Genomic DNA, 25,689 nt, shown 5'->3' on the forward strand with positions numbered 1-25,689 from the left:
TTGGCTGCCGGTATCGGCAAATTTTATTCTTGATGATTATCCTGCCCGATTCCTTATAGGGCAGATATGCAATTGACCAATTTTGATACCGCCGCATTCCTGAGGGATTATTGGCAGAAAAAACCGCTGCTGATTAAAAACCCATGGACGGAATGGAGCGATCCTCTGGAGCCTGATGATCTAGCCGGACTGGCCTGTGAAGAAGGTGTAGAATCGCGGCTTATAACGCAAGCGACCGCAAGCGGTGGCTGGACCGTCGAGCACGGCGCGCTCGCGGAGGAGCGTTTCGGTCAACTCGGTGACAAGCACTGGACTTTGTTGGTTCAGGCAGTCGATCATTATTTGCCGGGCGTTGCCGCACTCATCGAACCGTTTCGTTTCATTCCGAATTGGCGCATTGACGATGTAATGGTCAGCTATGCGACCCAGGGCGGCGGAGTAGGCCCGCATTTTGATCAATATGATGTCTTCCTGATCCAGGGTATTGGCCAGCGAAGGTGGCAAATTGGACCGGTTTGCGATTCCGCTACAGCCACATTGCCCCATGACGATCTGCGTCTGCTTACCGAGTTTAAGGCTTGCGAGGAATGGATTTGCGAACCCGGTGACATATTATATGTGCCGCCCGGCGTCTCGCATAACGGAGTGGCTGTCAGCGATCATTGCATGACCTATTCCGTCGGCTTTCGTGCACCGTCGCGTAGCGAGCTTATTGGCGACTGGGCAGATGACCTGATCGCGGAGATGGAAGATGATGATCGCTACACGGACCCATTATTAAAGGAACAGGACAATCCCGGCGAGATCCGGCCGGACGCGATTGATGCGCTGCACAAAATGGTTACCGAAAAAATGGCCGACCGCGATGCATTTGCCCGCTGGTTCGGGCAATATAGCAGCACGCCCAAATATCCTGATGCAGACTGGGGAGCAGAAGAACCCGCCAGCGTCGATCACCTTCGCGAACATCTCGCCAGCGGTCAGCCCCTACTCCGCAATCCGGCCAGCCGTTTCTCTTTCATCCGCCAACCCGGTGATTTGCTTATGCTATTTGTCGATGGTGCATCCTTTCCGTGCACGGATCAAAAATGCATCGCCTTTGCAGAAGCCCTGTGCGCGCAGGACCGCATTTATCTTGCTCACGAGCTAATTCAATCCGATGAGGTCATGGCACTCGTCACCACATTTTATAATCAGGGCAGCTTGGTATTCGATTTGTAAAACCTATCCCGCGATGATCGTATCGCCCATACCAATCATCTTGCCATTGGTGACGATCACACGGTCACCCAGCTTCACCTGCTCGAACAAGATGCGTGCAAACTCGGTCGGCACGCCGATACAGCCCCGCGTTCCATAACCATATTTCACCTCAGCGCCGTGGATAGCAATGCCATCATTGGTCAGCCGCATCATATAGGGCATCGGCGCGTCATAAATGTTTGATACATGGTCCGCATTTTTCTGCGTAATCGGAAAAACGCCAGTCGGCGTTGGTTTCAGCGCATCACCGAATTTGATGACAGTCGCACCGATTTCATAGCCGCCCCGGAATACAGACAATGATTCCGCCTTAAGATCTACGGTGATGATAATTTCCCCGTCCGGCACCCCTTCATCATCCCATTTATAATAGCCATGCACAAATGGCTCATCAATCTGGAGAACGCGCTTTATAGCAAAGGGAGAATCGGGCTCCATCTGCACCGCATTATCCGGCTCCAGATTCTGCGATTCGGTAGCAGGGTTTGGAGCCGGTAAAGTGGCCGATTGGGCGGCTATAGATGGAACAGTCGGCGTTGCCGCTACTGCGCGAACTACCCCCATAATCACAAGGAACAACACAGCCAGCCCCGCTACGACGAGTATCGTCTTGCTGACACGCATCCCGATCTGGGCAATCCGGCTGTTCATTCTTCCTAGGCTCCGACTGTCTGGTTTCGCTTATCTTAAGGATTTATTTACCAATAAGAATCGCGCCCCGCCATCGCGCAATCGGGCCTGTACCGCTTAGGGACGCAGCGGATCGAAAGGTTAAGAGATATGGTGTTGAAGAGTCGGAGCCAACTTTCATTTCGACATTCCCGGCCCGATAGGAAAAAGCCCCATCACAAGTCCTGCAATAGGCCGTCCAATAAAAAATTGCTGTTCTGGGAAGACAGACCGGCCTAAACCAGCCAAATCACTGAACCCTAAAGAAAAACGCCCAAAACGGCCCCCAAAAGAAGACTAGAGCCATCATACAGACCGCACCCCATCCCTTTAGTATTCCCAATTACCGCTATTTGTGGTTTTCGCGTCTGGCCGCCATGTTCGCGCTATATGCGATGATGCTCATCCTTGGCTGGCAGGCATATAATCTGGCCCGCGAAGATATGGGTGTCAGCGCTTCAGCCGGCATATTGGGGCTCCTGGGCTTGCTGCAGTTTGTGCCTTTATTCATTCTGACACCTGTGGTCGGATGGGTCGCCGATCATATGGACCGGCGCTGGATTGCGCGGATAGTTTTGGCGGTTCAAGGGATGATCGCCTTGTCTTTGGGACTGCTGACAATCAGCGGACAACTAACCCTTTGGGCCATTTACATCATTTCCGTGCTTCTTGGAATCTGCCGGGCTTTCCTCGGTCCGGCCATAAGCTCCCTTGCACCGAATTTGGTGCCCAAAGCATCTCTGCCGCGTGCCATCGCGCTGTCCACTATCGCCTGGCAAGTTGGCGTCATCGCTGGCCCAGGTATGGCAGGGCCACTTTACAAAGTTGCTCCCGCACTTCCGTATTTCGTCTGCGCCGCGCTTTATCTGCTTGCGGTAATCGCGATGCTCATGATCGGACCGGTTCAGCGCAGCGCGATAGACCGTAGCAAAGGCCCCCTGCGTCAGGTGATGGATGGCATGTCCTATGTCTGGACCAACAAGCTGGTACTCGGCGCGATCACGCTGGATTTGCTGGTTATGTTCCTTGCCGGTGCCACCGCAATGATCCCTGTATTCGCAAGGGATATACTGGACGCGGGAGAGATTGGACTGTCATTGCTGGCGGCCTCCCCTGCCGTTGGCGCTGTGTTGGTCGCAGCGATATTTTCATTTGCGCCGCTGTCGCGCAATGTGGGCAACAAGATGCTAATCGCCATGGCCGTTTTCGGGCTGGCCACGATCGGCTTTGGTTTAAGCAAGTCCCTACCCCTGTCGATGGCTTGCCTGGCGATATGCGGTGCGGCAGATATGTTCGGAATTTATGTGCGCGGTTCCTTGATCCAGCTTCATACACCCGATGACCGCCGCGGACGGGTTGGCGCAGTCAGCCAAATGACGGTAAGTGCGTCCAACGAACTGGGTGATGCGCTGTCGGGCGGCTTGGCCGTTTTATTCGGCCCCATCGCGGCCATTGTAGCAGGAGGAGCAGGTGCTATAGTCATTACTGGAATCTGGTCACGTCTATTTCCGCAATTGGGCGCGGCCAAAACTTTTGATCCTCCAGAGGATTTGGAAAAAGACGAAGAGCAAAAGACTAGTGTCGCTTGAACCTAGATAGGAGAACAGACCAATGATCGCTAATAACATACTGGAAACTATCGGAAATACTCCGCATATCAAAATGCAGCGCCTGTTTAAAAACGCCAATGTCTGGATCAAGTCAGAACGCTCCAATCCTGCTGGGTCGATTAAGGACCGTATCGCATTGGCGATGATTGAAGATGCCGAAAAATCCGGTGCCTTGAAACCAGGTGGCACGATTATTGAACCGACATCCGGCAATACCGGTGTTGGCCTGTCCATGGTCGCTGCAGTGAAAGGATATAAACTAATTCTGGTCATGCCGGAATCCATGTCACTGGAACGCCGCCGCCTGATGCTGGCATATGGTGCCAAATTTGACCTTACGCCCAAAGAAAAAGGCATGAAAGGAGCGATCGAGCGCGCGCAGGAACTTGTCGATTCCACGCCCGGCGCATGGATGCCACAACAGTTCGAAAATTCTGCCAATTTTGAAGTCCATAAGCGGACTACGGCGCAAGAAATACTGGCGGATTTTAAAGATAATCCGTTGGACGCAATTATCACCGGAGTCGGCACTGGCGGCCATATTTCCGGCGTTGCCGAAGTGCTTAAAAAGGAATGGGGCGGGCTGAAAGTCTATGCAGTGGAACCCACCGGATCGCCCGTCATCAGCGGCGGCCAGCCTGGCCCTCACCCGATTCAGGGAATTGGCGCAGGCTTCATTCCCGGCAATCTGCATACCCAGAATATTGACGGCGCAATTCTGGTCGATCCAGCCGATGCAAAAGCAATGGCGCTGCGGTCTGCAAAGGAAGAAGGCATGTTGATCGGGATCAGTTCCGGTGCAACTCTGGCAGCGATTGCACAGAAAATTCCAGAGCTGGGGGATGGAGCAAAGATACTTGGCTTTAACTACGACTCGGGTGAACGCTATTTATCCGTGCCGGATTTTCTGCCCGAAGAATGAGCTCCATCGAAGTCACTACGTTCACCTATCAGCACGGTGATCTGGACCTTCAGGGTTATATGGCACAGCCGAGTCGCTATCCTCGGGCCGGTATACTGCTCGTGCCAACCATTGCCGGTCCAAACAAGCTCATGATGGATCGCGCACGATGGCTCGCTTCGCTGGGCTATGCAACGATGGTATGTGACCTTTATGGACAGGGTGAAATTACCGATATGCGAAAAAGCCGGGCGCTGGCAGATGCGCTTCGGGCGGACCCAGAATATTACCGGGCGCGTTTCCGCTGTGCTCTGGACGAGCTGCGCGATCGGTCCGGGCTTGCCAACAACCGGATAGCAGCAATCGGATATTGCATGGGCGGGGAAATCGTTCTGGAAATGGCCCGCAGCGGCGAAGATCTGGCTCTGGTTGTCAGCTTTCATGGCCTGTTGGGAACGCCGCTTCCGGCCAAAAAGGGCGCGATTAAAGCAAGGCTACTAGTGTGTCACGGCCGGGCAGACCCGCTGGTCCCGCCCAAGCAGGTCCGCGCGTTTCTGGAAGAAATGGACCTTGCAGGGGCAGATTGTCACATGCACATCTATAGCGGGGTCGTGCATGGCTTCACTGACCCGGAAAGCGACAACAGACCACTGGACGCCGTGGCGTATAACGAGTCTGCAGACCGTCAAAGCAAGGCCGCAATGCTAAGCATGTTTGAAGAGCTTTTTTAATGGCCTAGGCCATAAGCGGCTTACGCAACGCCAAACATCTCCGGTGGAAGTGCCATCATCGCTTCGCTTCCCCCTTCGATTTTACGGCGCAGCGATCCGGCATCCGGAAAGAAACGTTCCGAATAATAGCGCGCTGTTACCAGCTTGGCTTCATAAAATGCCGCATTGTCCTCACCGGCGGCCAGCGCTTTCGAGGCAGCACTCGCCATCCTCAGCCACATCAGGCCCAGTGCGACAATGCCCATTATATGCATATAATGATGCGCACCTGCCCCCGCATTATTGGGATTGGCCATAGCGTTTTGCATGAACCACATCGTGGATTTTTGCAGCTCGCCATTGGCTTTTTCCAGAGCTTCGGCAAAATCTTTCAATTTGTCGTCATTTTTCGCGTCCGCCACTTCCTTGGCAATCACCGCGAACAGCGCCTGAACAGCGCGGCCACCATTTTGAGCCAGCTTTCGACCCACCAGATCCATAGCCTGAATACCGTTTGTGCCCTCATATATCATCGAGATACGGGCATCACGGACATATTGTTCCATGCCCCATTCGGCAATATAACCATGCCCGCCATAAACCTGCTGCGCATTCGTAGCGACTTCATAGCCTTTGTCTGTGCCATAACCTTTAATCACCGGTGTCAACAGCGAGAGCAGATCATCGGACGCCTGACGTTCTTCCTCAGTCTCTGCTTTGTGAACCAAATCCGCCTGCAAAGCGCCCCAAAGGCACAAAGCGCGCATACCCTCGGTAAAGGCTTTTGCGTCCAGTAACATCCGCCGGACATCCGGATGCACGAACAACGTATCAGCTTTCTCTTCCGGATCTTGAGGCCCCGTCAATGCCCTACCCTGCCGACGGTCATTGGCATAATGAACGGCATTTTGATAAGCGACCTCGGCAATGCCAAGTCCCTGTTGGCCGACCCCGAGTCTCGCAACATTCATCATAATGAACATCGCTGCCAGCCCTTTATTTTCTTCTCCTACCAAATAACCGGTAGCCCCATCATAGTTCATCACACATGTGCTGTTGCCGTGGATTCCCATTTTATGCTCGATCGAGCCGCAGGAGACCGCATTTTTGTCACCCGGTGAGCCATCTTCATTGACGTTAAATTTGGGCACGATGAACAGGGATATGCCCTTCACACTATCCGGTGCATCCGGGGTTTTGGCGAGCACGAGATGGATGATATTTTCGGACATGTCATGCTCACCGGACGAGATAAAAATCTTCGTCCCCGTGATCGCATAAGAACCGTCGTCATTGGGAACCGCTTTGGTCCTGATAAGCCCCAGATCTGTGCCGCAATGCGGTTCTGTCAGGTTCATCGTGCCGGTCCATTCACCCGACACCATTTTGGGAAGATACTTCGCCTTCTGCTCATCACTACCCTTCGCAAGAATAGCCGAAATGGCGCCGTGGGTCAGGCCGGGATACATGGCAAAGGCCATATTGCCGCTCGACATATATTCCTCAAACGCCATCGACACGATATGCGGCATAGCCTGGCCGCCAAACTCCTCTGGCCCGGCCAAAGTGCTCCAACCCGCTTCGCAAAATTGCTTATAGGCCTCCTTGAAACCGGTCGGCGTCGTTACGCTGCCATCTTCATGGCGAACACAGCCTTCTTGATCCCCAACCTGATTGAGAGGAAACAGTACATTCTCGATAAACTTGCTGCCCTCGGCAAGAATAGCATCGATCATTTCCGGTGACGCATTTTCAAAGCCCGGCAATTTGGAATAGCGTTCGATATCAAGCACATTGTTGAGAATGAACTGCGTATCGCGGATGGGAGCTTGATAACTGGGCATTATCTGAAACTTTCTATATATTGGAGTTGGCCAGTATCCACTGGCAGACTGTTTCTATATTATTATGATTTATTGTTGCGCTTTTGCGTTTTTCACAGCGTTCTGCACAATTTTGATGAATCCCGTGATTTCCTTGATCGAACTGTCAATGTCACTTCGTTGCTTCTTCAGAATGTCCACCTTCTCTTGGCACTTTTCAAGCGTGACTTCCATTTGCGTGATACGCCCGTCACCAAGGTCATAGAGGTCGATCATTTCGCGGATTTCATTCAGGCTGAAACCAACGTTTTTTGCCCGCATGATCCATGCAAGGCGCGCGCGATCCCGTTTCGTATAGATACGTGACAAGCCTTTTCTATGGGGCGCGATAAGCCCTTCATCTTCGTAAAAGCGAAGCGCACGGGCAGTAACGCCAAATTCCTCGGACAAATCCGAAATCGTATAGGTTTCGCGATTTTTCAGGTCTGGCGTATCAAGCTCTGCATGATTGAGCGATCTGGACATACAACCCTTATAGCTTACGCTAACGTAAACGTCAATACTACTCGCCCGGACACAGAATCTCGATTTCGCGGCCACGGGTCGAACGTGCTACTGCATCGCCCTCACCAACCAAATAAAAACTCACCCCATCCAAAGCAGCTCGCGGAGTACAATAGCTTTTACACGACTGCGGCAAATCACCCGGAAACTGAAGCTCAACCCCGTCAAAACTCGCAACAATCCTACATTTTTCCTTACCATCCAAAGAGATACGGACACTTTCTCCGACACGCTCGGCGGCGCCAATAGCTTCGCATTTGCTGTCCGGACCAAATATAGCGAGCAACCCGATCTGATAACCATGCTTGTCATTACCGACAGCACAAAACCGGTCTTCGCCCAGATCGCTGCGCCTCTCAAATGCTCCGGAAAGATTCATATTGCGAACATCGGGGATGACGCCGGCATCTATCGCCGCTTGTTCTAACGATGACAATTGTGTCCCCACTTCCGGAATATCCTTGTTTGGCTCTTCGCCGAACGGGTCGCAAGCGGCAAGAAAGAACACCGCTAACGAGCCCCACCCCCATCTCATCCGGCATCTCGCAACTGACCATTTTCAATTCTTCGGTAAAAGCAGCTCTTGGCCCCCGTGTGGCAAGTGGGTCCTGCAGGCTTCGCTTTGATCCACAATGCATCCTGATCACAATCGATCCGCATTTCGGCAACATTCAGAATATTACCCGACGATTCGCCCTTTTTCCAAAGCTTCTGACGGCTCCGAGAGTAAAAATGGGCAATTCCGGTTTCCAGAGTCAAATCGAGCGCTTCAGCGTTCATAAAGGCGACCATCAATATATCACCCGATGAAACATCCGTCACGACAGCGGTAATCAACCCGTTCGAATCATATTTAGGATTAAGCTCTGAACCAATTTCACGGTCAGATTTCTGATTTTCATTCATACTTTTCAATTAGAAGCCCGAAACCTTCTGCGCAACGCAAAACCAATCTTTCCCAACATTGAAGCAAGCGATCACAGTTTATGACAATTTATTTGCAAGCTAGGGGAAGACAAACCGGCAAATGGTACCTATATCGCAGCCATACGCGAACTCTGGCCACTATGGCGTTAATATTTTGGCATTAAGGAGCGACATGCTTACAACTCACCCGTTTGATGATGACAAGCTTCGTGAAGAATGCGGCATTTTTGGAGTCGCCGGTGCCGAAGACGCAGCTGCGATGGTCGCGCTGGGGCTTCATGCCCTGCAGCATCGCGGCCAGGAAGCAGCCGGAATCACATGCCGTGATGGACGGGAGTTTTACAGCCACCGTGCTCTAGGCCCAGTTGCCGGTAATTTTGACAGCCGCGAAGTCATGGACAGATTAAGCGGCGATTATGCCTGCGGTCATGTCCGCTATTCAACCACTGGCGCGGGAACGCTGCGCAATATTCAACCCCTTGAAGCGGAACTTGCCTCCGGTGGTTTTGCCATCGCTCACAACGGCAATATATCAAACGCACAGAAACTTCGGAATGAGCTGGTTCAAAATGGCTCGATATTTCAGTCCACAAGCGATACCGAAGTCATAATTCATTTGCTGGCTACATCGAAATACCGCACGTTTCTTGATAAATATATAGATGCTCTGCGAAGGGTCGAAGGCGCCTACTCACTCATCTGTTTGACACCAGACGGTATGATCGCATGCCGTGATCCACTTGGTATACGGCCTTTGGTCATTGGTAAAGTCGGCGACGCTTATATATTCGCTTCGGAGACGGTCGCTCTCGATCTTGTTGGCGCTCAATATGTACGTAGCGTAGAAGCCGGAGAATTGATCGTCGTTTCTGATGGCGAAATGCGCTCACATCGGCCATTTGGTGAAACCAGCGCTCGCCCCTGTATTTTTGAGCATGTTTATTTCTCGCGTCCAGATTCCATCGTGGATGGATCGTCAGTCTATAGTGTGCGCAAGGCAATCGGCGCACAGCTTGCGATCGAGAACCCGGTAGAAGCGGATTATGTCATCCCTGTTCCTGATAGCGGCACACCGGCTGCGATTGGTTATGCTGAACAATCAGGCATTCCGTTTGAGCTAGGGATTATCCGTTCCCACTATGTTGGAAGAACATTTATCCAGCCAGGCGACGGTGTTCGACATCTTGGCGTGAAGCTTAAGCACAATGCCAACAGACCCCTTGTGAATGGCAAGAAAATTGTCCTGATTGATGACAGTATCGTACGCGGTACAACCAGCCTGAAAATCGTGCAAATGATGCGGGAGGCAGGCGCAGCCGAAGTCCATATGCGTATCGCCAGCCCGCCAACCATGCATAGTTGTTTCTATGGCGTGAACACACCAAAGCGTGAGAAACTGCTCGCGGCCCTGAAATCGGTTGACCAGATGTGCGAATATATTCAGGCCGACAGCCTGTCCTTTATCTCTATCGGCGGCCTTTACCGTGCAGTCGGAGAAAGCGCGAGGAACGATGCCAAGCCGCAATATTGCGATGCTTGCTTCACAGGTGACTATCCAACGCACCTGACCGACCAGGAAGATCAACAGGCATCAGATCAACTATCCCTGTTAAATGAGAAGGCTCCCATCAAAGAAACACCGATACTGGCCGAACAAGCCGGATAATCGAACGTTCACAGGTGAAATCTATCAATGAGTTTTGAAAATCAACTGGCTCTGGTAACAGGCGCAAGCCGGGGTATTGGTGCCGCGACTGCAATTGCTCTGGCTGCAAAAGGCGCGCATGTCATATTGACTGCCCGCACGGTCAAGGACCTGGAAGAGGTTGAAGATAAAATTCATAGTGCAGGTGGCAATGCCACCATTGCGCCTCTTGACCTGACTGACGGTGACAGCATTGGTCGGCTGGCGCATGCAATTTCGGATCGCTGGGATGCGCTTGATATTTTGGTATTAAATGCTGCCATGCTAGGGACGTTGACGCCTGTTCCGGCAATAGATGGCAAAGAATTTAATAAGGTTCTGACACTGAACCTGATCGCGCAGCAGACCCTGATTGCCGCTTTCGATCCGATGATGCGGAAAAGCGAAGATGCGCGTTTGGTGGCCATGACCAGCAGCGTGGGTCGGTCCCCACGTCCATTCTGGGGGGCTTATGGCGCATCGAAAGCGGCCCTTGAAACACTGGTCATCAGCTATGGCGAGGAAATGCGTAATCTGGCAAAATTGCGTACCGCCATCGTCAACCCCGGCCGCACCCGAACCAATATGCGGGCGCGCGCCTATCCCGGCGAAGATCCACAGTCGGTGAAAGCGCCAGAGGTTGTAGCCAATCGCATTGTTGAAATTCTCGCCAGCGACTTTGAAACTGGCGAGCGATTCGATATCAATTAGTGGCGTCGCCGGAGCCAGCGGCTGCTTCTCCTTCTTCTGAATCAAGATATGTCTGCACCGCGTGATAAAATGCGATGCGCTGATTTTTATGGGTATCCGGCGATGCACTCGGCCAATTGCCATTGCTGGCGATTACCAGTTTGCGAACCGGGTCGATGAATATTCCTTGCCCGAAAATACCCTGCGCAGCGAAACTGCCATCATCAAAGGTCCACCACTGATATCCATAACCGCGGCCGGGAATTCCGATATCTTCCTGTTTAGTGCCAGCCTTGGCAAACCATCCGTCAGGCACAATCGCCTTGTCACCGATCTTTCCGCCATTCATCGCAAATTGACCAAAGAGCGCGTAATCTCTTACGGTAGCGGAAATACAACAGCCGCCAATTTCCTTGCCGCCTTCATTTAAAAGCCATTCCGCATCCTGCGACATACCATAGGGCGCCCAGATTTTTTCCGAGAGATATTCAGAGAGTGTCTTGCCCGTAGCCTTTGCCACCAGCACACCAATCAGGTTGGTTTCGCCGGTATTATATTGCCAGCGCGAACCCGGCTCCACCTCGTTTTTCAGCGTCCTCATGTAAACAATGATCGGATCTATGCCATCAACCGGCTTGGTATTATTGAACAATGCAACATCGGATTTGGGATCGTCATAATCCTCGTTCCATTTCACCCCGGAAGTCATGGTCAATAGCTGCTCAACTGTAACGCCGTCATAGCCGCTGCCTTTCAATTCCGGGATATAATCTGTCAGCGGGTCATCTATAGACTTTATGAAGCCGTCCTTTATCGCAGCCCCGACCATTGTCGAAACCAATGATTTGGCAACAGAGAAAGATGTCCATCGGTCATCCTTCCCAAAATCCATACGATATTCTTCCAGCCGGATTTTCCCGTCGTGCAATATCACCATGCCGGCAGCGCGCTGGTCGTCCATATACTGGTCAACAGATAGCGTCTTGCCATCTACCGTAAACTCGGCGGGGAGCGATTTGCCTTGGGCTAATATTCTGGGTTCCACTCCAGCCTCTATCGTACGGGACGGAGTCAGTATATCCATCATCCGAAACGCCTTGCTGCGCTGCTCATCGGTCCAGAACAGAATATTTTTATCCGACGGTAATCCTGCCGCATCGGCCGCGACTTCCTTCACCCGCTCACAAGCCGGTAGCGCAAAACACAAACTGGCGCCTGCCATCGCAAGCATCAACTTTCTACTGAATCCCATAATCCCCCCTAAGTTATTTTTCTTTTATTAAAGTGATTTGCGAGACATTGATGCCGCCGCCTCTGAAACCACCTTCGCAATAAGCCAGATAGTAACGCCACAACCGGACAAAGCGTTCATCAAAACCTGCCGGTAGTTTCCCATCTTCCACAACTGCGTCGAAACGTTCGCGCCAGAGCCGCAGTGTTTCGGCATAGTCGGCACCAAAATCATGCTGATCGGCCCAGCTTAACCCGCGTTCTTCGGCCAATGCGCGGAAGCGGCTTTCCGAAAGCAGCATCCCTCCCGGGAATATATATGTCTGGATAAAATCTGCACTGGCCGCATATTGTTCAAAAATATCATCGGCAATGCTGATATACTGGATCGCCGCCCGTCCTCCGGGTTTCAAGTTGCGCGCAATACAGTCCAGAAAATCCGGCCAATATTTCTGGCCTACTGCCTCGACCATTTCCACGCTGGCAACTGCATCATATTGATCAGCAACATCGCGATAATCCTGAATAAGGAAACTTGCGTCCGGATGATGCTCTCTCGCCCATTGGGTTTGTTCATCCGACAAAGATATGCCGGTCACATCCAGTCCATATTCCCGCGCTAGAGTACCTGACAAATATCCCCAGCCGCAGCCTATTTCCAAAACTTTCTGACCGGGTTTGCTGTCCAGACGTAGCGCCATTGCCGTAACCTTTTTGGTCTGCGCTTCTTCCAGAGTCTCTGCTTTTCCGGCACTATCTTCAAAAATGGCGCTTGAATAGCTCATGTTCTTATCGAGCCAGAGCGCATAGAAATCATTGCCAAGATCATAGTGATATTGAATATTCTGACGCGCACGAACCTTGTCATTATGGCGGCGTGAATGGCGTAACTTGGCGATCCAACGGAATATTCCCGATGCCCGCCCCGTATCTTTTAAGCCCGCCCGATTGCGGGTAAAAAGATCAAATAACGGGACAAGGTCCGGGCTCTCCCACTCGCCCAATTCCCATGCACGATACCACCCAACAGAACCGCTATTGACCAAACGAAGCAAAGCGTTCCAGCTATGAATTGTGATTTCCGCTACCGGCCCTTCACCCCTGCCCCCTATTATCCGGATGCTACCGTCAGGCAGTTTGCCTTCAAACATGCCATGATCCACCCCCGCATCAATCCGGTCCAATATCCGGTGGAACCCCGGCGCAAGTATACGGGCAAGTAATCCGCCCCCGGTTCCGAACCGCTTGTGCGCGCCGAGAAAGTGACTGCCGCGTTGTGGTGCTTCAGCATTCATGGGGTAAATATGGACGACTGGTAACTGCTTGGCAATGCAGAACTATCCTATCCCCGCTATAGTTCATGACCCCGGAGCTGCTGCGGAGCCAGCCAGTATCCCGCCGTCAATCGTCATTTCTGTCCCCGTGATAAACTTGGCTTCATCCGCCGCCAGAAGCACCGCAACTGCTGCGACTTCCGCCGCCTCGCCAAAACGTCTGAGCGGCGTGTCCCGCACCAGGGCCTCCATCGCAGCCTGCCTTTGCTCCCCCTCACCTAGCATCGGTTCCCACATCGGTGTCATAATCGCAGCCGGATGGATGGAGTTACACCGGATATTCCATCCCGATTGTGCGCAATAAAGGGCCACCGATTTGCTGTGATTTCGAATCGCAGCCTTGGAAGAAGCATATGCAGCCGCACCGGGAATACCGACCATGCCGGATCGCGATGAAATATTGATGATTGAGCCTTCGCCCTTTTCCTTCATCGCGCGGATGGCATAGCGGCATCCCATAAACGTGCCGTCAAGATTGACGCGGTGCACCGCCCGCCAGTCCTCCAGAGAAACATTTTCCGGATCGTGGGGGACCGGACCGCCCTCAAACCCGGTTATACCGGCGTTGTTGACGACGACATCAGCGGCGGGATACATTTCGGCAAGACGGTCCCAGTCCGCTTCTTTTTCCACATCAAGCACGAACACTGGACATTCCAATTCCTGACCGGCCTGCGTCAATGTTTCGTTATCTTTATCAGTAAGCAGGACCGCAGCCCCCTCCTTGATAAAAGCCTCGGCAATCGCCTTGCCTATCCCGCGCGCAGCACCAGTTATGACGCAAAACTTTCCTGATAGTCTTTCCATTACTTCACCTCACTATAAGCTGACAGGGCACGTTCACGGGCATGCTTGTGACCTATTATCTTTGACGGATAACCGACTGCCTTTGCTCCGCTTTTTTCAGGATCATGGATAAGAGGATCATTGATATCAGCTAATTCCGGCACCCATTTGCGGATATAATCACCAGCGTTAAATTTTTCAGACTGTGTCAATGGCGCCATGATCCTGCTGAACATGTTACTGTCTACTCCCGTTCCGGCAATCCATTGCCAGTTGACACTGTTCGAAGCAAAATCGGCATCAACTAAGGTATCCCATAACCACTGCTCACCTTCGCGCCAGTCGATCAGCAAATGTTTGACCAGGAAACTGGCGGCAATCATCCGCACGCGGCTATGCATCCATCCCGTAGCCCAAAGTTCGCGCATACCGGCATCAACAATCGGGTAGCCAGTCCTGCCATGGCACCACGCTTTAAATTCTTTGTAGACATTAGGCTTCCGCATATCGCGCCAAGGAAAAGCGCGAAATTTCTCGCGGTAACTATCGCTGCCATATTGCGGGAATTGATAGATCACATTTTGGGCATAATCGCGCCAACCCAGTTCCTTAAGATAAGTTTCTGCATTGAAATCCTGCGACGTAATACGGTGCCAGACATAGGAAGGGCTGATCTCGCCGAAATGCAGATGCGGCGATAACCGGGATACCGATTGCTTCGACGGAAGGTTGCGACCCGTGTCATAATCAGCCGCTTTATCAATAAACTTATCCAGATTGGCGCGAGCCCCATTCTCGCCGGGATTCCATTCATGCTCAAAACCGGTAGCCCAATTAGGGCTTGGTAGTAGTTTCCAATCCTCCAGATCATCCCCAATCGGCCAAAGCAGCGGCGTATCCAATTTTTGCGGCTCAGGTACTGGGTCAGACGGCGGCATAAATGTGCGCAGTGACTTCCAGAAGGGTGTAAAGATTTTATATGGATCACCGCTTCCCGTTGTCACAGCGCCTGGCGGCAAAAGGTAGTTGCCGTCATGTAAAATTAGGTCCTTCTCGCTACCCAAGGCTGCCCGCAAATTCTTTTCAGCATTCAACCACCATGGCTCATAATGGTGCAAGGCGTGTATTTCCTCTACGCCAGCTTTGTTAGCGATGTCGGCTAGGACTTTGACAGCATTGCCGCGTCTTAAAATCAGCCGAGAACCTATTTCCCGCAAATGCCGGTCTAGAGATTTCAGACTATGATGCAGCCACCAGCGCGATGCAGCGCCCATTTTGCGGTGACGGGGCGTTTCGTCATCCAGAACGTATACCGGTATGACGGGACCGCGCGCAGCGGCAGCGGTCACAGCGGCTTGATCTGACAGGCGCAAATCGCGGCGAAACCATATGATGACGGGGGCGCTCACTTATTTTCCGTGTCTGCTCCAATTTCGGGCGGCGTATCACTTCTCGGTATCTTGGTCTGAACCGAAAACCGGCTCTGCACCACTGGATCGCGAAAGCGCATGTCCGAAATATTCAGCATCAACTCCGGATTGTCACCGGTTTTCTTCTCCTTCAGCAAAACCGGCAATCGCGCCCAGAATAGAAAAGCCCTTGCATCAGCATCCACCTGCTTGGCTTCTTCGACCATTTCCGGCGACGCGTTATTTCTCACAAGCGGCCCTTGCCATTTAAAATCTTCTGCACTCAGAAGATCAAACTGTGATTCACCATAGATTTTGCCGTTTTGACCAAAAAGCTGCCAGATGACATCCCGGCGCCAGAAGGTTACGGGCATGGGATTGGCGACCACCTGTTCCGGTATTTCACCCGTGCTGCGTTCCACAGCCAAGGCCATTTCCGATTCTGCCTTGTCGGTAATCAGACCGTTCGCAACTATATAGGCGCATATTGCGGTAAAGCTGATCCACGCCGGGCGCTGCCAGTCTGCCCGCCCCTTTTTCTCGCGCCGCCGTGATATCCATAGGCCAGCGATCAGCGCAATCCAGATCCAGATGTCGATAATGAAAATGCTGTCGCCGTAAAACCAGCGCGATGAAAATGGCTCAAGCAGGCGGATGCCATAGCTGTTGAGCCAATCCAGAGCCGGGTGGCTGAGCGTGCCGATATAGGCAAGCGCCAACAGCCAGCCTTTATGAACCGGTAATCGCGACGCAGGCCTGCCCCAGCTTTTTCCGACTCGCCGTGACTGCCAACCGTCGAACCATATCATGACACCAGTCAGGATGATCGGCAGGATCAGCATCGCAATCGGGCCGTGGGTAATGCCCCTGCGGATGGCGAGGTGCTGGGTGCCGCCCAGCAAAACCGAGACCGCATCAATGTCCGGGATATTGGCGGCAATGATTAGAGTAGCCATGCCTAGACCGGTTTTCTTTTTCAGACCGAGCTGGCCAAGAACAGCGCCCGCAAGGCTGTGAGTCAGATTATCCATGCAGCGGGCATAACCTTAATAGAAACGGCGCGATAGTCTGCATCGCGCCGTTTATTTATGGTCTAAAGTTCACAAAGTTCACACCAAGGAATCCCGCAATTCCGGGATTCTTGGTTAAAGCTGTGGTCCATCCTCAGTGACAGTCCAGGTCTGCCCTTTGTTGAGCAGTGCCTGCAAATCCGCTTTCTTGCCTTTTGCCGCCTGCTCGTTCTGTGCCGTCACAGCTTCGTCGAAAGTCGGGCGTGGATCGTCGTAAAGCACACCGATTGCCATCGGAAATTCGCCAAATGGCATTTCGATCAGCATATGCGCGACCGAGCGGTTGGTCACATCATGGACAATAACGTCCGCCGCCTGCCAGTCACCATCGATGACATCGACGACTTTTAGCGACAATGTTTCGCGGTCCAGCGTGATGCCCTTTGCGCCTTTTTCAAACAGCATCGGTTCACCATCGGCCAGCAAGAGCTGGGTCGATGCTGCGGTTTTCTTGGCTGCAAATTCCTCGAAAACGTCTTTATTGTAGACGATACAGTTTTGAAATATCTCGATAAAAGCTGCGCCTTTATGATTATGGGCAGACTTCAGAACATTGGTCAGGTCTTTATGCACGTCAATGGCGCGGGCGATAAACCGAGCACCCGCACCAAGTGCAAAGGCACATGGGCTGGCAGGCCGGTCCACCGAGCCATAAGGCGTCGAAGGACTGTTCGTTCCCACCCGTGATGTCGGGGAATATTGTCCCTTGGTCAGGCCGTATATTTCGTTGTTGAACAGCATGATCTGGCAATTCAGGTTACGCCGCAACAAGTGCATCGTATGGTTGCCGCCAATGGAAAGCGCATCACCGTCACCGGTGATGATCCATACATCCAGATCCGGATTGGCCAGCTTTGCGCCGGTCGCTACCGCTGGCGCACGGCCATGGATCGTATGGAACCCGTATGTTTCCATATAATATGGGAAACGGGAGGAACAGCCGATGCCGCTGATGAACAACGTATCTTCGGGGCGCACACCCAGTTCCGGCATGGTCCGCTGAACCGCTTTCAGAATAGCATAGTCGCCGCAACCGGGGCACCAGCGTACTTCCTGGTCGGTTTCCCAGTCTTTGATGGTCGTGATTTTTGTCATCTCGTTCATGACAGATTCTCCTCGATCGCCGCCTCAATTTCGGCAATGGTAAAGGGCTGCCCCGATACTTTGTTCACCGGTTTGGCATCGACCAGATACTGGTCGCGCAATACAGTTTTCAACTGTCCGGTATTCATTTCCGGAACAATTATACGGTCATAGCTATTCAGCAACTCGCCAAGATTTTTCGGCATGGGCCAGATGTGGCGAAGATGGATATGGGCGACATCCTTCCCAGCTTCCACGGCCCTGCGAACCGCCTGATGAATGGGTCCAAAGGTCGACCCCCAGCCCACAACCGCCAGCTTTCCGCCAGCCTTACCCAATGCGACATCCTGATCGGGGATGCTGTTGGCAACGCCCAGAACCTTGTCGCGGCGGATTTCGGTCATCTTCTGGTGATTGGCGGCGCCATAATCGAGATGTCCGGTATCAACGCCTTTTTCGATACCGCCAATTCGGTGCATCAGTTCTGGCGTACCCGGCTTAATCCATGGCCGCGCCAGTTTTTCGTCTCGCGCATATGGCAACAATCCGCCTTCAGGCATCTTGTCCAGAAATGTCACCGGGAAGGGTTCCAGACTGTCAACATCGGGTATTTTCCATGGCTCTGCCGCATTGGCGATATAACCATCGGTAAGCAATATGACCGGCGTCATATATTGCACCGCAATGCGGATGGCCTCGATCGCGCATTCAAATGCGTCTCCGGGGGAGCGCGCAGCGATGACTGGCATCGGCGCGTCGCCATTACGGCCATAAACCGCCTGGTAAAGGTCCGATTGCTCGGTCTTGGTGGGCAGCCCTGTCGAAGGCCCGCCGCGTTGTGAGTTCACGATCACCAAGGGAAGCTCGGTCATGACAGCCAGCCCCATGGCCTCACCCTTCAGCGCGATTCCGGGGCCGGATGATGACGTAATGCCGAGTTTCCCGGCATAGCTTGCACCGATTGCCGCTGCGATTGCCGCAATTTCGTCCTCGGCCTGAAATGTCGTCACGCCAAATTCTTTAAGACGCGACAGGTGGTGAAGAATCGAAGATGCCGGCGTGATGGGATAACCGCCAAAGAACATCGGCAATCCCGCAAGCTGAGCACCTGCGACCAGACCAAGAGACAAGGACTCCGCGCCCGTTACGGTGCGATATGTACCGGGTGCCGATGGTGCAGCGCCAATTTTGCGTGCGGTCAGATGCCCGCTGCCAAGCCCGTCGCCGGAAATCTCCGCCGTTTCGCCATAAGCATGACCGGCATTCAGCGCCGCGATATTCGCCTCGGCAATATCGGGAAGCTTCGCAAACTTGCTTTTCAGCCAGTCAATAATCGGTTGGCGGTCGCGTTCAAACATCCAGAGCGCAAGGCCCAATGTCCACATATTCTTACAGCGCAGCGCCTCTTTATTGCCAAGGCCAAAAGGCTTCACCGCTTCCAGTGTCAGCGCGGAAATATCCAGCTTGAGCAACTTCCACTTGGCCAAAGAGCCATCTTCCAGCGGGTTCGTGTCATATTTTGCTTTATCGAGATTACGTTTCCCGAACTCGCCTTCGTCAGCGATGATCAGGCCGCCTTCGCGCAAGACATCGACATTGGTTTTCAAAGCCGCCGGGTTCATGGCGATCAGGACATCCGGCTGGTCACCGGCGGTTTCGATCGCGCGGCTGCCAAAGTTGATCTGGAACGCCGACACGCCAAACAAGGTTCCTTGCGGTGCGCGGATTTCAGCCGGAAAGTCGGGGAAGGTCGCAAGGTCACTACCCGCCAGTGCGGTGGACAGGGTAAACTGCCCGCCGGTAAGCTGCATCCCGTCACCACTATCGCCCGCAAAGCGGACAACTACATTCTCCGCTTTCTCCGGTTGAGTATCATTCTTGTCTTGCGTCAGCGCCGTTGCCATAAATATTTTCCGTAACCAATCCTTAGTGGGAGTCGCGATAAAGCACTTCTACCCTCTGCTTCAAACGATAAAAACTAATAGTGCTAAAGTTTTTATTTGATGCAGTTATTTTCCCTCCAGATCAGGGTGAATATAACTTGCCTAGTGAACCCAAGCTGATCTAGTCGATAAATAAGCATCGTAAATCAATATACAACGGTACGGAGAGATAAGAATGACAACGGCTTTTGTACGGCCCGATACGCAGGCAATGTTAGCCATGCTGGAGGCCGCAGGCGCGCCCCCCTTGGATCAGGGGGAACCAGCGGTCGCTCGGGAAGCCTATACTGCCATGAGATTTCTGGTCGATGCGGAGCCAACCGATCTGGCTGTTATAAAAGACCTGACCTGCCCCGGACCGGCTGGTGAAATCAAACTGCGCTATTATGACAAGCGTGAAAACCGGGAAAAAGGACCGGCCATTTTATTTTATCATGGCGGCGGCTTTGTTATTGGTGATCTGGAAAGCCATCACCCCTTTTGCACCGAAATGGCCGCGCAAATGGATTTGCCCCTGATCGCGGTGGATTACCGGCTTGCGCCCGAAGCACCCTTCCCCGCGGCTCCCGATGATTGCGAGGCGGCGACGCGGTGGATTGCAGAAAATGCGGCCGATGCGCTTGGCTTCGAGATTGATGGTATAATCACATGCGGAGACAGCGCTGGCGGTAATCTGGCCATTGTGGTGGGTCAGGATCTGGCGAAGAACCCTGCTGCGGTACCCGTCATCGCGCAGGTTCCGATTTACCCGGTCACCGACAGTACGGCAACTGGCGGGTCAATGGACGAATTTGCAGAGGGATTCCTTCTCACAAAAGCGTCGATGGATTATTTCCACCATCATTATGCCGGAAAAGCAGGCGATGTGCGCTGCGACCCCATTCACGGCGACCTTGCGAGCAGCCCGCCAACCGTGCTAATTACCGCTGGCCTTGACCCGCTGCGTGATCAGGGACGGGCTTATGGAGCAAAACTGGTAGAGGCGGGTGTGCCGTTGATATATCAGGAAGCAAAGGGCAATATTCATGGCCTGATCTGCTTGCGTAAAGGTATACCTTCATCACAGCAGGACGTGGACGGCATTTGCAACGCATTGAAGGCAATCTTAACAAAAATATGAACAACGATTTCACCGCACTTCCTTACCGCCCTTGTGTCGGCATCATGCTGGTTAATACTGTCGGGCAAGCCTTTGTCGGACAGCGGATGGATGCCGCGCAGAATAATTATCCCGATGCGTGGCAAATGCCGCAGGGCGGTATTGATGATGGTGAAGACAGTGAAAGTGCTGCGTTTCGCGAGCTTGAGGAGGAAACCGGCATTACCCCGGACCATGTGCAGGTGATCGCGCGAAGCAAGGACCAGTATCTTTACGACTTGCCCGATGAACTGCTTGGAAAAATCTGGAAAGGCAAATATCGCGGCCAGCGCCAGTCGTGGTTCCTCATGCGGTTTACAGGCGAAGACAAGCATGTCAATATCGCCACAGAACATCCGGAATTTTCGGATTGGAAGTGGGCTAACCCTGCAAATCTGCCAGAAATGATTGTTCCTTTCAAAAGGGATCTATACAGTGCAATTTTGAAAGAATTTAGACCGCTAATCTAGTGTGACTTCTAAATAGTTACGGGATTACAGTATGTTGCGAAAAACATTTCTGCCATTTTCACTTATGGCCATTGGTGCTGTTTCACCAGCCCACGCAGCTTTGCCGGAACCCGTCAAGGCCATGGTCACGGCGGCAATTGAATCCGGGAATGACGCCGAAATCAAATCGGTGGTCAAGTTTGCCAAACTGACCCATCCCGATGATAGCGCCGAAATCGATACCATGCTCGCTCCCTATAAAGCGGAGCAAGCACAGTTGGCCAAAGCAAAAAAGGAACGGGTAGAAGCGGAAAAACTGGCCAAAATGGAAGCGCCTTTCTTTGATAACTGGTCGGGGGAAGGTGAGCTTGGCGGCTTTCGCAATACGGGAAATTCCGATAATGTCGGTATTAGCGCTGGCCTAAGACTGCTCAAGGATGCCGTTAAGTGGCGCCTGAAATTTCGCGCACGAGCCGATTATCAACGCAATAATGGCCTGACCAGTAAAGAACAGTTTTCCGCTGCTTTGGAGCCGGAATATAAAATGAGTGACCGGCTGTTTTTCTTTGGCCTGACACAATATGAACGTGACCGGCTACAGGGCTTTTCTTCCCGCTACACCTTGTCTGCCGGGGTCGGTTATACCGTCATCAAGGAAAAGGACATTCAGCTCGATGTGAAAGCGGGCCCGGCATGGCGGCTAACCGAATATACTGACGGCGGGACGGATAGCGGGCTTGCCGGACTGGTCGGCATGGATCTGGCGTGGCAAATTGCAAAAAAAATCAAACTGACCCAGGGAGCCGGAGCAACGCTCGCCTCGGACGCGAGAAGCTTATCCAGCGCTACGGCCATTTTTTCTTCCGGCACCAATACATTGACCGCGAGGACGGCCGTTGATGCAAAGATCAGCGGAAAATTATCGGCCCGTTTATCCTATGTGGTCGAACATGAAACCAATCCGCCGGAAGGACACGACAAAACCGATACGCTTAGCCGAGCGACGCTCGTTTACGATTTTTAAGGGGCTTACGGCTCTTCGTCATCCCCGGTTTTAGCCGCGATTATTCGGGCTGCGGCTCTTCGTTTTTCTCGTCACCGACTTTTGGCTCGGACGTGACGGCCTGAGCAGACAGAATCGGGGCTTTTTCGAATGCCGTAATCGCCGCAGACAATTGCGCTGTCTGCGGGCAGCGGGTCCGGCAAAGCGTTTTTATCCGCGAAAGGTTGAGTTTCGCTTTCTCAACCGCTCCGCGCTGGACCAATGCCTCTCCCTCTCCGGCAAGGGCGTCGATATTATTGGGATCAAGGATCAGCGCTTCCCGATAGAGCTGAATGGCTTTACCCGGCAAATCCTGCACCCGCGCGATCTGGGCCAAAGCGATAAAGGCCGAACCGTTACGCGGGTCAACCGCCAGAGCGGTCTCGTAAAGATCGGACGCCAGCTCAAATTTGCCTTCCTTTTGCGCCACTTCTCCCTTTTGCATATAGGCAAGCGAGCGGGGATTGATTTCCACATCGGCCATTTGGCCAAAGCTGACGCTGGAAACCGTGGCGAATACCAAGGAAAGTGCGATGGCTGCGGGCGAAAAACGCATAATTAGCTCCAAAAAAGACTCGTGCTCTTCAGCCGGTTCATCTGCACACTCCGTCAGATTATTGCGGCCTGTCATGATCTGTTATCACAATTTTTCGAGGCAGGTGAAATAAAAGCCATCCGTTCCGTCGTGATACGGGGTGAGAAGAGTTCCCTTACGATATGGACGTCCTATCGGCAAATCAACCTCTATATCGCGCCATTCGGGGCGGCTTTGCAGGAACGCGTCAGCTTGATCTCCGCCTTCCGCGTCCAAGAGCGAACAAACCGCATAGACCAAGCGTCCGCCCGGTGCGACCATTTGACTGGCCAGATCAAGCAACCGCGCCTGTAGCTGCACTGTTTGGTCCAGTCGTTTGGGTGTCATGCGCCAGCGCAGCTCCGGATTGCGCCGCCATGTGCCGGTGCCACTGCAAGGCGCATCGACGAGCACCAGATCGCACTGCCCGGCCAAGGGTCCAAGCGACTCTATCTCTTTATTAGGGGACAATAATATCGTCTCGACATTCCGCACGCCTGATCGCTGCAAACGCGGCTCAATACGGCTCAACCGCCCGCGGTCCGTATCGGCTGCCATGATGCGCGTCTCGTCCGCCAGATGCGCGGCAAGACCCAGCGTTTTACCGCCAGCCCCCGCACACATATCCAGCACCCGTTTCGGCTGCGTCCCTGAAAGGCAAGCTGCGATAATCGCCTGACTGCCCATATCTTGGATTTCAATCTGGCCTTTGTTATAGGGCGAGCTATTTTCGACATCGGTTCCGGTGGAAAGCCGGTAAGCACCGGATAATGGCAGCGCTTCCGCATCTGGCCAAGTGTCCGTTATTGCGCTTTCATCTGCTTTTTTGGGATTGAGCCTGATATCCAAAGGGGCGCGGTCAAACAGTGCGGCTTGTTCATTCTCATCCACCAAAGCGGCGAATTTTCCTTGCAGCCAGTTCGGTATAGCGCCTCCGTTGGCCCGCGCATCGCCATCCGTTAATAGTGCTGGTCCATAAGGTGAACCATCAAACAAAGCCTGCAATTCCGGCTGTTCCGCCGCCAATCCCGCCATAGCCGCGCGGCCATTTTCCGGCCGCTCGCCAAAGCGGCGGATTGCTGCATAGGCATGTTCACGCACAGCGCGGCGGTCCTTCGATCCGGCATAGCGGCGGGCCTTGAAAAATTTCTTTGCGATATTGTCCGCCGACGCGCCATTATCCCGCGCCGCGACAATGATTTCGTCGAGCAGTTCAATGGCCGCTTGCAGGCGTGCGGAGGGAGTCAATTCCCGTCCAGTAGAGAGTTAAGAGCTTCCATCATGGCTTTCATATCACACGCGCCCCACCGCGACTAACGTGTTGGATAGTTGGGCGCTTCACGGGTGATGGAAACATCATGCACATGGCTTTCCTGCAAACCGGCATTGGTGATCCGCACAAATTCAGCCCGTTCGCGCAGGTCTTTCAGGGTTTGCGAGCCAGTATAACCCATGGCCGCTTTCACACCGCCAACCAGTTGGTGAACAACATCGCTGACCGGCCCTTTGAACGGGACCTGCCCTTCAATACCTTCCGGAACCAGTTTAAGCTGATCCGAAATATCCTGCTGAAAATAACGGTCCGCCGAACCGCGTGCCATTGCGCCGACCGATCCCATGCCGCGATAGCTTTTATAGGCGCGCCCCTGATACAGGAAAGTGCCGCCCGGCGCTTCTTCGGTTCCCGCCAGCAATGAACCAACCATCACCGCCGAGGCCCCTGCAGCCAATGCCTTGGCCACGTCGCCAGAGGTCCGCAATCCGCCATCAGCAACCACTGGAATGTTGGATTTAGCAGCTTCTTCGGCGCAATCCATGATTGCTGTCAACTGCGGCACCCCGACACCGGCGACAACGCGGGTCGTGCAAATCGAACCTGGCCCGATACCGATTTTAATACCATCCGCTCCAGCATCAATCAACGCACGGGTCGCTGCAGCAGTGGCCACGTTACCGGCAATAATCTGTGTCTGGGGAGAGCGCTTCTTGATCTCTTCCACCGCGCGGGACACCATGCTGCTATGGCCATGTGCTGTGTCGATGACGATCAAATCGCACTCTGCTTCAATCAATGCCTCTGTGCGCTCCAGCCCGCTTTCCCCTACCGTGGAAGCGGCTGCCACGCGCAGCCGGCCTGCGCTGTCTTTGGTCGCATTCGGATAGGTTACGGCTTTTTCAATATCCTTGACAGTGATAAGGCCGACGCAGCGGTAACTTTCATCAACGACCAGCAATTTTTCAATCCGGCGCTGGTGCAACATGCGCCGGGCTTCTTCCTGACTGACGCCCACAGGAACAGTGACCAGATTATCCTTGGTCATCAATTCATTGACGGGTTGCTGCGGGTTCTCGGCAAATCGCACATCACGGTTTGTCAATATGCCGACCAGCTTTCCACTGGCTTCAACTACCGGAATGCCGGAAATCTTGTTCTCTTCCATTATCGCTTCGGCATCGGCCAATACGGCATCCGGTGTGATGGTGATCGGATTGACGACCATGCCGGATTCAAACCGCTTTACTTGCCGCACCGCCGCAACCTGCTGCTTCACGGTCAGATTGCGATGGAGCACACCGATGCCGCCGAGTTGCGCCATGACAATCGCCATATCGGATTCCGTAACGGTGTCCATTGCCGATGACAGGACAGGAATATTCAGCGATATTTCCCTGGTCAGCCAGGTTTGCGTATCCGCCTGACTGGGGATAATATCCGAAGGCCCCGGCTGCAACAGAACGTCGTCAAAAGTTAGTCCGGTTCGGATTTCTCTGCTGCTCATGGGAAGGCCA

At 53.1% G+C, this 25,689-nt stretch carries 24 protein-coding genes; 9 read left to right on the forward strand and 15 right to left on the reverse strand.

Annotation, left to right across the window (positions count from 1 at the left end; genetic code table 11):
* Positions 1-66 precede the first annotated feature (66 nt).
* Positions 67-1,221 carry a cupin domain-containing protein gene (locus VIN76_RS14655; protein ID WP_332042606.1) on the forward strand — a complete coding sequence of 385 codons (1,155 nt, stop codon included), beginning with the start codon at positions 67-69 and terminating at the stop codon, positions 1,219-1,221.
* A gap of 3 nt (positions 1,222-1,224) precedes the next feature.
* Here VIN76_RS14655 and VIN76_RS14660 read toward each other — a convergent pair whose 3' ends face one another.
* Positions 1,225-1,914, reverse strand: coding sequence for a L,D-transpeptidase family protein (locus VIN76_RS14660; protein WP_332042607.1), 690 nt, complete (start codon positions 1,912-1,914; stop codon positions 1,225-1,227).
* A gap of 353 nt (positions 1,915-2,267) precedes the next feature.
* Between VIN76_RS14660 and VIN76_RS14665 the strand changes: the two genes are divergently transcribed.
* The 3 genes from VIN76_RS14665 to VIN76_RS14675 are packed head-to-tail and all read left to right on the forward strand — an operon-like array spanning position 2,268 to position 5,174.
* Complete coding sequence (locus tag VIN76_RS14665) at positions 2,268-3,521, forward strand: MFS transporter (protein WP_332042640.1); 1,254 nt, start codon at positions 2,268-2,270, stop codon at positions 3,519-3,521.
* 22 nt (positions 3,522-3,543) lie between these two features.
* Positions 3,544-4,464 carry a cysteine synthase A gene (gene cysK / locus VIN76_RS14670; protein ID WP_332042608.1) on the forward strand — a complete coding sequence of 307 codons (921 nt, stop codon included), beginning with the start codon at positions 3,544-3,546 and terminating at the stop codon, positions 4,462-4,464.
* Positions 4,461-5,174 (forward strand): dienelactone hydrolase family protein, encoded by a 714-nt coding sequence (locus VIN76_RS14675; protein ID WP_332042609.1) that lies wholly within the window; start codon positions 4,461-4,463, stop codon positions 5,172-5,174. Before cysK ends, VIN76_RS14675 begins: the two co-directional genes overlap by 4 nt.
* A 20-nt stretch (positions 5,175-5,194) precedes the next feature.
* Here VIN76_RS14675 and VIN76_RS14680 read toward each other — a convergent pair whose 3' ends face one another.
* The 4 genes from VIN76_RS14680 to hisI all read right to left on the reverse strand — a co-directional run bounded on the left by VIN76_RS14680 (position 5,195) and on the right by hisI (position 8,446).
* A complete protein-coding gene (locus VIN76_RS14680; protein ID WP_332042610.1) occupies positions 5,195-6,997 on the reverse strand; it encodes an acyl-CoA dehydrogenase C-terminal domain-containing protein in 1,803 nt (600 codons plus the stop codon).
* A 69-nt stretch (positions 6,998-7,066) separates the two neighbouring features.
* Positions 7,067-7,501, reverse strand: a complete 435-nt coding sequence (locus VIN76_RS14685) for a MerR family DNA-binding transcriptional regulator (RefSeq protein WP_332042611.1) — start codon at positions 7,499-7,501, stop codon at positions 7,067-7,069.
* A 37-nt stretch (positions 7,502-7,538) separates the two neighbouring features.
* Complete coding sequence (locus tag VIN76_RS14690; protein ID WP_332042612.1) at positions 7,539-8,075, reverse strand: hypothetical protein; 537 nt, start codon at positions 8,073-8,075, stop codon at positions 7,539-7,541.
* Positions 8,072-8,446 carry a phosphoribosyl-AMP cyclohydrolase gene (hisI, locus tag VIN76_RS14695; RefSeq protein ID WP_332042613.1) on the reverse strand — a complete coding sequence of 125 codons (375 nt, stop codon included), beginning with the start codon at positions 8,444-8,446 and terminating at the stop codon, positions 8,072-8,074. Before hisI ends, VIN76_RS14690 begins: the two co-directional genes overlap by 4 nt.
* Positions 8,447-8,639: 193 nt before the next feature.
* Here hisI and purF point away from each other — a divergent pair, with 193 nt between their 5' ends.
* Together purF and VIN76_RS14705 are read left to right on the forward strand one after the other, a co-directional pair.
* A complete protein-coding gene (gene purF, locus VIN76_RS14700; protein ID WP_332042614.1) occupies positions 8,640-10,133 on the forward strand; it encodes an amidophosphoribosyltransferase in 1,494 nt (497 codons plus the stop codon).
* Positions 10,134-10,160: 27 nt separating this feature from the next.
* Entirely contained in the window at positions 10,161-10,862 is a 702-nt protein-coding gene (locus VIN76_RS14705; RefSeq protein ID WP_332042615.1) for an SDR family NAD(P)-dependent oxidoreductase, read from the forward strand.
* Here the strand turns inward: VIN76_RS14705 and VIN76_RS14710 are convergent.
* From VIN76_RS14710 to VIN76_RS14740, 7 genes are all read right to left on the reverse strand, one after another.
* Positions 10,855-12,093: a serine hydrolase gene (locus VIN76_RS14710; protein ID WP_332042616.1), complete on the reverse strand. Its 1,239-nt coding sequence runs from the start codon at positions 12,091-12,093 to the stop codon at positions 10,855-10,857. The genes VIN76_RS14705 and VIN76_RS14710 overlap by 8 nt on opposite strands.
* Before the next feature lie 13 nt (positions 12,094-12,106).
* The gene (locus tag VIN76_RS14715; RefSeq protein WP_332042617.1) at positions 12,107-13,366 is read right to left on the reverse strand and encodes a cyclopropane-fatty-acyl-phospholipid synthase family protein; all 1,260 of its coding nucleotides are present in this window, start codon (positions 13,364-13,366) and stop codon (positions 12,107-12,109) included.
* Positions 13,367-13,429: 63 nt separating this feature from the next.
* Entirely contained in the window at positions 13,430-14,212 is a 783-nt protein-coding gene (locus VIN76_RS14720; protein WP_332042618.1) for an SDR family oxidoreductase, read from the reverse strand.
* Positions 14,212-15,600 (reverse strand): deoxyribodipyrimidine photo-lyase, encoded by a 1,389-nt coding sequence (locus tag VIN76_RS14725; protein WP_332042619.1) that lies wholly within the window; start codon positions 15,598-15,600, stop codon positions 14,212-14,214. Before VIN76_RS14725 ends, VIN76_RS14720 begins: the two co-directional genes overlap by 1 nt.
* On the reverse strand, positions 15,597-16,631 hold the full coding sequence (locus VIN76_RS14730) for a metal-dependent hydrolase (RefSeq protein WP_332042620.1): 1,035 nt from the start codon (positions 16,629-16,631) through the stop codon (positions 15,597-15,599). The genes VIN76_RS14725 and VIN76_RS14730 overlap by 4 nt, the downstream gene beginning before the upstream one ends.
* A gap of 114 nt (positions 16,632-16,745) precedes the next feature.
* Positions 16,746-17,774, reverse strand: coding sequence for a 2-oxoacid:ferredoxin oxidoreductase subunit beta (locus VIN76_RS14735; protein WP_332042621.1), 1,029 nt, complete (start codon positions 17,772-17,774; stop codon positions 16,746-16,748).
* Positions 17,771-19,657: a 2-oxoacid:acceptor oxidoreductase subunit alpha gene (locus tag VIN76_RS14740; RefSeq protein ID WP_332042622.1), complete on the reverse strand. Its 1,887-nt coding sequence runs from the start codon at positions 19,655-19,657 to the stop codon at positions 17,771-17,773. Before VIN76_RS14740 ends, VIN76_RS14735 begins: the two co-directional genes overlap by 4 nt.
* A gap of 214 nt (positions 19,658-19,871) precedes the next feature.
* Between VIN76_RS14740 and VIN76_RS14745 the strand changes: the two genes are divergently transcribed.
* Genes VIN76_RS14745 through VIN76_RS14755 form a run of 3 tightly spaced genes read left to right on the forward strand, consistent with a single transcriptional unit; the run spans position 19,872 to position 22,307 of the window.
* A complete protein-coding gene (locus tag VIN76_RS14745) occupies positions 19,872-20,816 on the forward strand; it encodes an alpha/beta hydrolase (RefSeq protein WP_332042623.1) in 945 nt (314 codons plus the stop codon).
* Positions 20,813-21,304 (forward strand): RNA pyrophosphohydrolase, encoded by a 492-nt coding sequence (locus VIN76_RS14750; RefSeq protein WP_332042624.1) that lies wholly within the window; start codon positions 20,813-20,815, stop codon positions 21,302-21,304. Before VIN76_RS14745 ends, VIN76_RS14750 begins: the two co-directional genes overlap by 4 nt.
* A 31-nt stretch (positions 21,305-21,335) precedes the next feature.
* Complete coding sequence (locus tag VIN76_RS14755; protein ID WP_332042625.1) at positions 21,336-22,307, forward strand: DUF481 domain-containing protein; 972 nt, start codon at positions 21,336-21,338, stop codon at positions 22,305-22,307.
* Positions 22,308-22,347: 40 nt separating this feature from the next.
* On the opposite strand, the gene VIN76_RS14760 is transcribed toward VIN76_RS14755, so the two are convergent.
* From VIN76_RS14760 to guaB, 3 genes are all read right to left on the reverse strand, one after another.
* Complete coding sequence (locus VIN76_RS14760) at positions 22,348-22,881, reverse strand: tetratricopeptide repeat protein (RefSeq protein WP_332042626.1); 534 nt, start codon at positions 22,879-22,881, stop codon at positions 22,348-22,350.
* Between the two features lie 84 nt (positions 22,882-22,965).
* Positions 22,966-24,147: an RsmB/NOP family class I SAM-dependent RNA methyltransferase gene (locus tag VIN76_RS14765; RefSeq protein ID WP_332042627.1), complete on the reverse strand. Its 1,182-nt coding sequence runs from the start codon at positions 24,145-24,147 to the stop codon at positions 22,966-22,968.
* A gap of 65 nt (positions 24,148-24,212) precedes the next feature.
* Complete coding sequence (gene guaB, locus VIN76_RS14770) at positions 24,213-25,679, reverse strand: IMP dehydrogenase (protein WP_332042628.1); 1,467 nt, start codon at positions 25,677-25,679, stop codon at positions 24,213-24,215.
* Positions 25,680-25,689: the final 10 nt, after the last annotated feature.

This window comes from Parasphingorhabdus sp. (genome assembly GCF_036568145.1).
GTDB lineage: Bacteria > Pseudomonadota > Alphaproteobacteria > Sphingomonadales > Sphingomonadaceae > Parasphingorhabdus.

Bases quoted from the DNA above. Each gene is read 5' to 3' on its own strand.
- VIN76_RS14710 (WP_332042616.1), bottom strand. From the start codon at position 12,093: ATGGGATTCAGTAGAAAGTTGATGCTTGCGATGGCAGGCGCCAGTTTG.
- VIN76_RS14685 (WP_332042611.1), bottom strand. From the start codon at position 7,501: ATGTCCAGATCGCTCAATCATGCAGAGCTTGATACGCCAGACCTGAAA.
- VIN76_RS14705 (WP_332042615.1), top strand. From the start codon at position 10,161: ATGAGTTTTGAAAATCAACTGGCTCTGGTAACAGGCGCAAGCCGGGGT.
- VIN76_RS14660 (WP_332042607.1), bottom strand. From the start codon at position 1,914: ATGAACAGCCGGATTGCCCAGATCGGGATGCGTGTCAGCAAGACGATA.
- VIN76_RS14735 (WP_332042621.1), bottom strand. From the start codon at position 17,774: ATGAACGAGATGACAAAAATCACGACCATCAAAGACTGGGAAACCGAC.
- guaB (WP_332042628.1), bottom strand. From the start codon at position 25,679: ATGAGCAGCAGAGAAATCCGAACCGGACTAACTTTTGACGACGTTCTG.
- VIN76_RS14730 (WP_332042620.1), bottom strand. From the start codon at position 16,631: ATGGATAATCTGACTCACAGCCTTGCGGGCGCTGTTCTTGGCCAGCTC.
- cysK (WP_332042608.1), top strand. From the start codon at position 3,544: ATGATCGCTAATAACATACTGGAAACTATCGGAAATACTCCGCATATC.
- VIN76_RS14755 (WP_332042625.1), top strand. From the start codon at position 21,336: ATGTTGCGAAAAACATTTCTGCCATTTTCACTTATGGCCATTGGTGCT.
- VIN76_RS14720 (WP_332042618.1), bottom strand. From the start codon at position 14,212: ATGGAAAGACTATCAGGAAAGTTTTGCGTCATAACTGGTGCTGCGCGC.
- VIN76_RS14715 (WP_332042617.1), bottom strand. From the start codon at position 13,366: ATGAATGCTGAAGCACCACAACGCGGCAGTCACTTTCTCGGCGCGCAC.
- VIN76_RS14760 (WP_332042626.1), bottom strand. From the start codon at position 22,881: ATGCGTTTTTCGCCCGCAGCCATCGCACTTTCCTTGGTATTCGCCACG.
- purF (WP_332042614.1), top strand. From the start codon at position 8,640: ATGCTTACAACTCACCCGTTTGATGATGACAAGCTTCGTGAAGAATGC.
- VIN76_RS14675 (WP_332042609.1), top strand. From the start codon at position 4,461: ATGAGCTCCATCGAAGTCACTACGTTCACCTATCAGCACGGTGATCTG.
- VIN76_RS14745 (WP_332042623.1), top strand. From the start codon at position 19,872: ATGACAACGGCTTTTGTACGGCCCGATACGCAGGCAATGTTAGCCATG.
- VIN76_RS14680 (WP_332042610.1), bottom strand. From the start codon at position 6,997: ATGCCCAGTTATCAAGCTCCCATCCGCGATACGCAGTTCATTCTCAAC.
- VIN76_RS14740 (WP_332042622.1), bottom strand. From the start codon at position 19,657: ATGGCAACGGCGCTGACGCAAGACAAGAATGATACTCAACCGGAGAAA.
- hisI (WP_332042613.1), bottom strand. From the start codon at position 8,446: ATGAATGAAAATCAGAAATCTGACCGTGAAATTGGTTCAGAGCTTAAT.
- VIN76_RS14655 (WP_332042606.1), top strand. From the start codon at position 67: ATGCAATTGACCAATTTTGATACCGCCGCATTCCTGAGGGATTATTGG.
- VIN76_RS14690 (WP_332042612.1), bottom strand. From the start codon at position 8,075: ATGAGATGGGGGTGGGGCTCGTTAGCGGTGTTCTTTCTTGCCGCTTGC.
- VIN76_RS14750 (WP_332042624.1), top strand. From the start codon at position 20,813: ATGAACAACGATTTCACCGCACTTCCTTACCGCCCTTGTGTCGGCATC.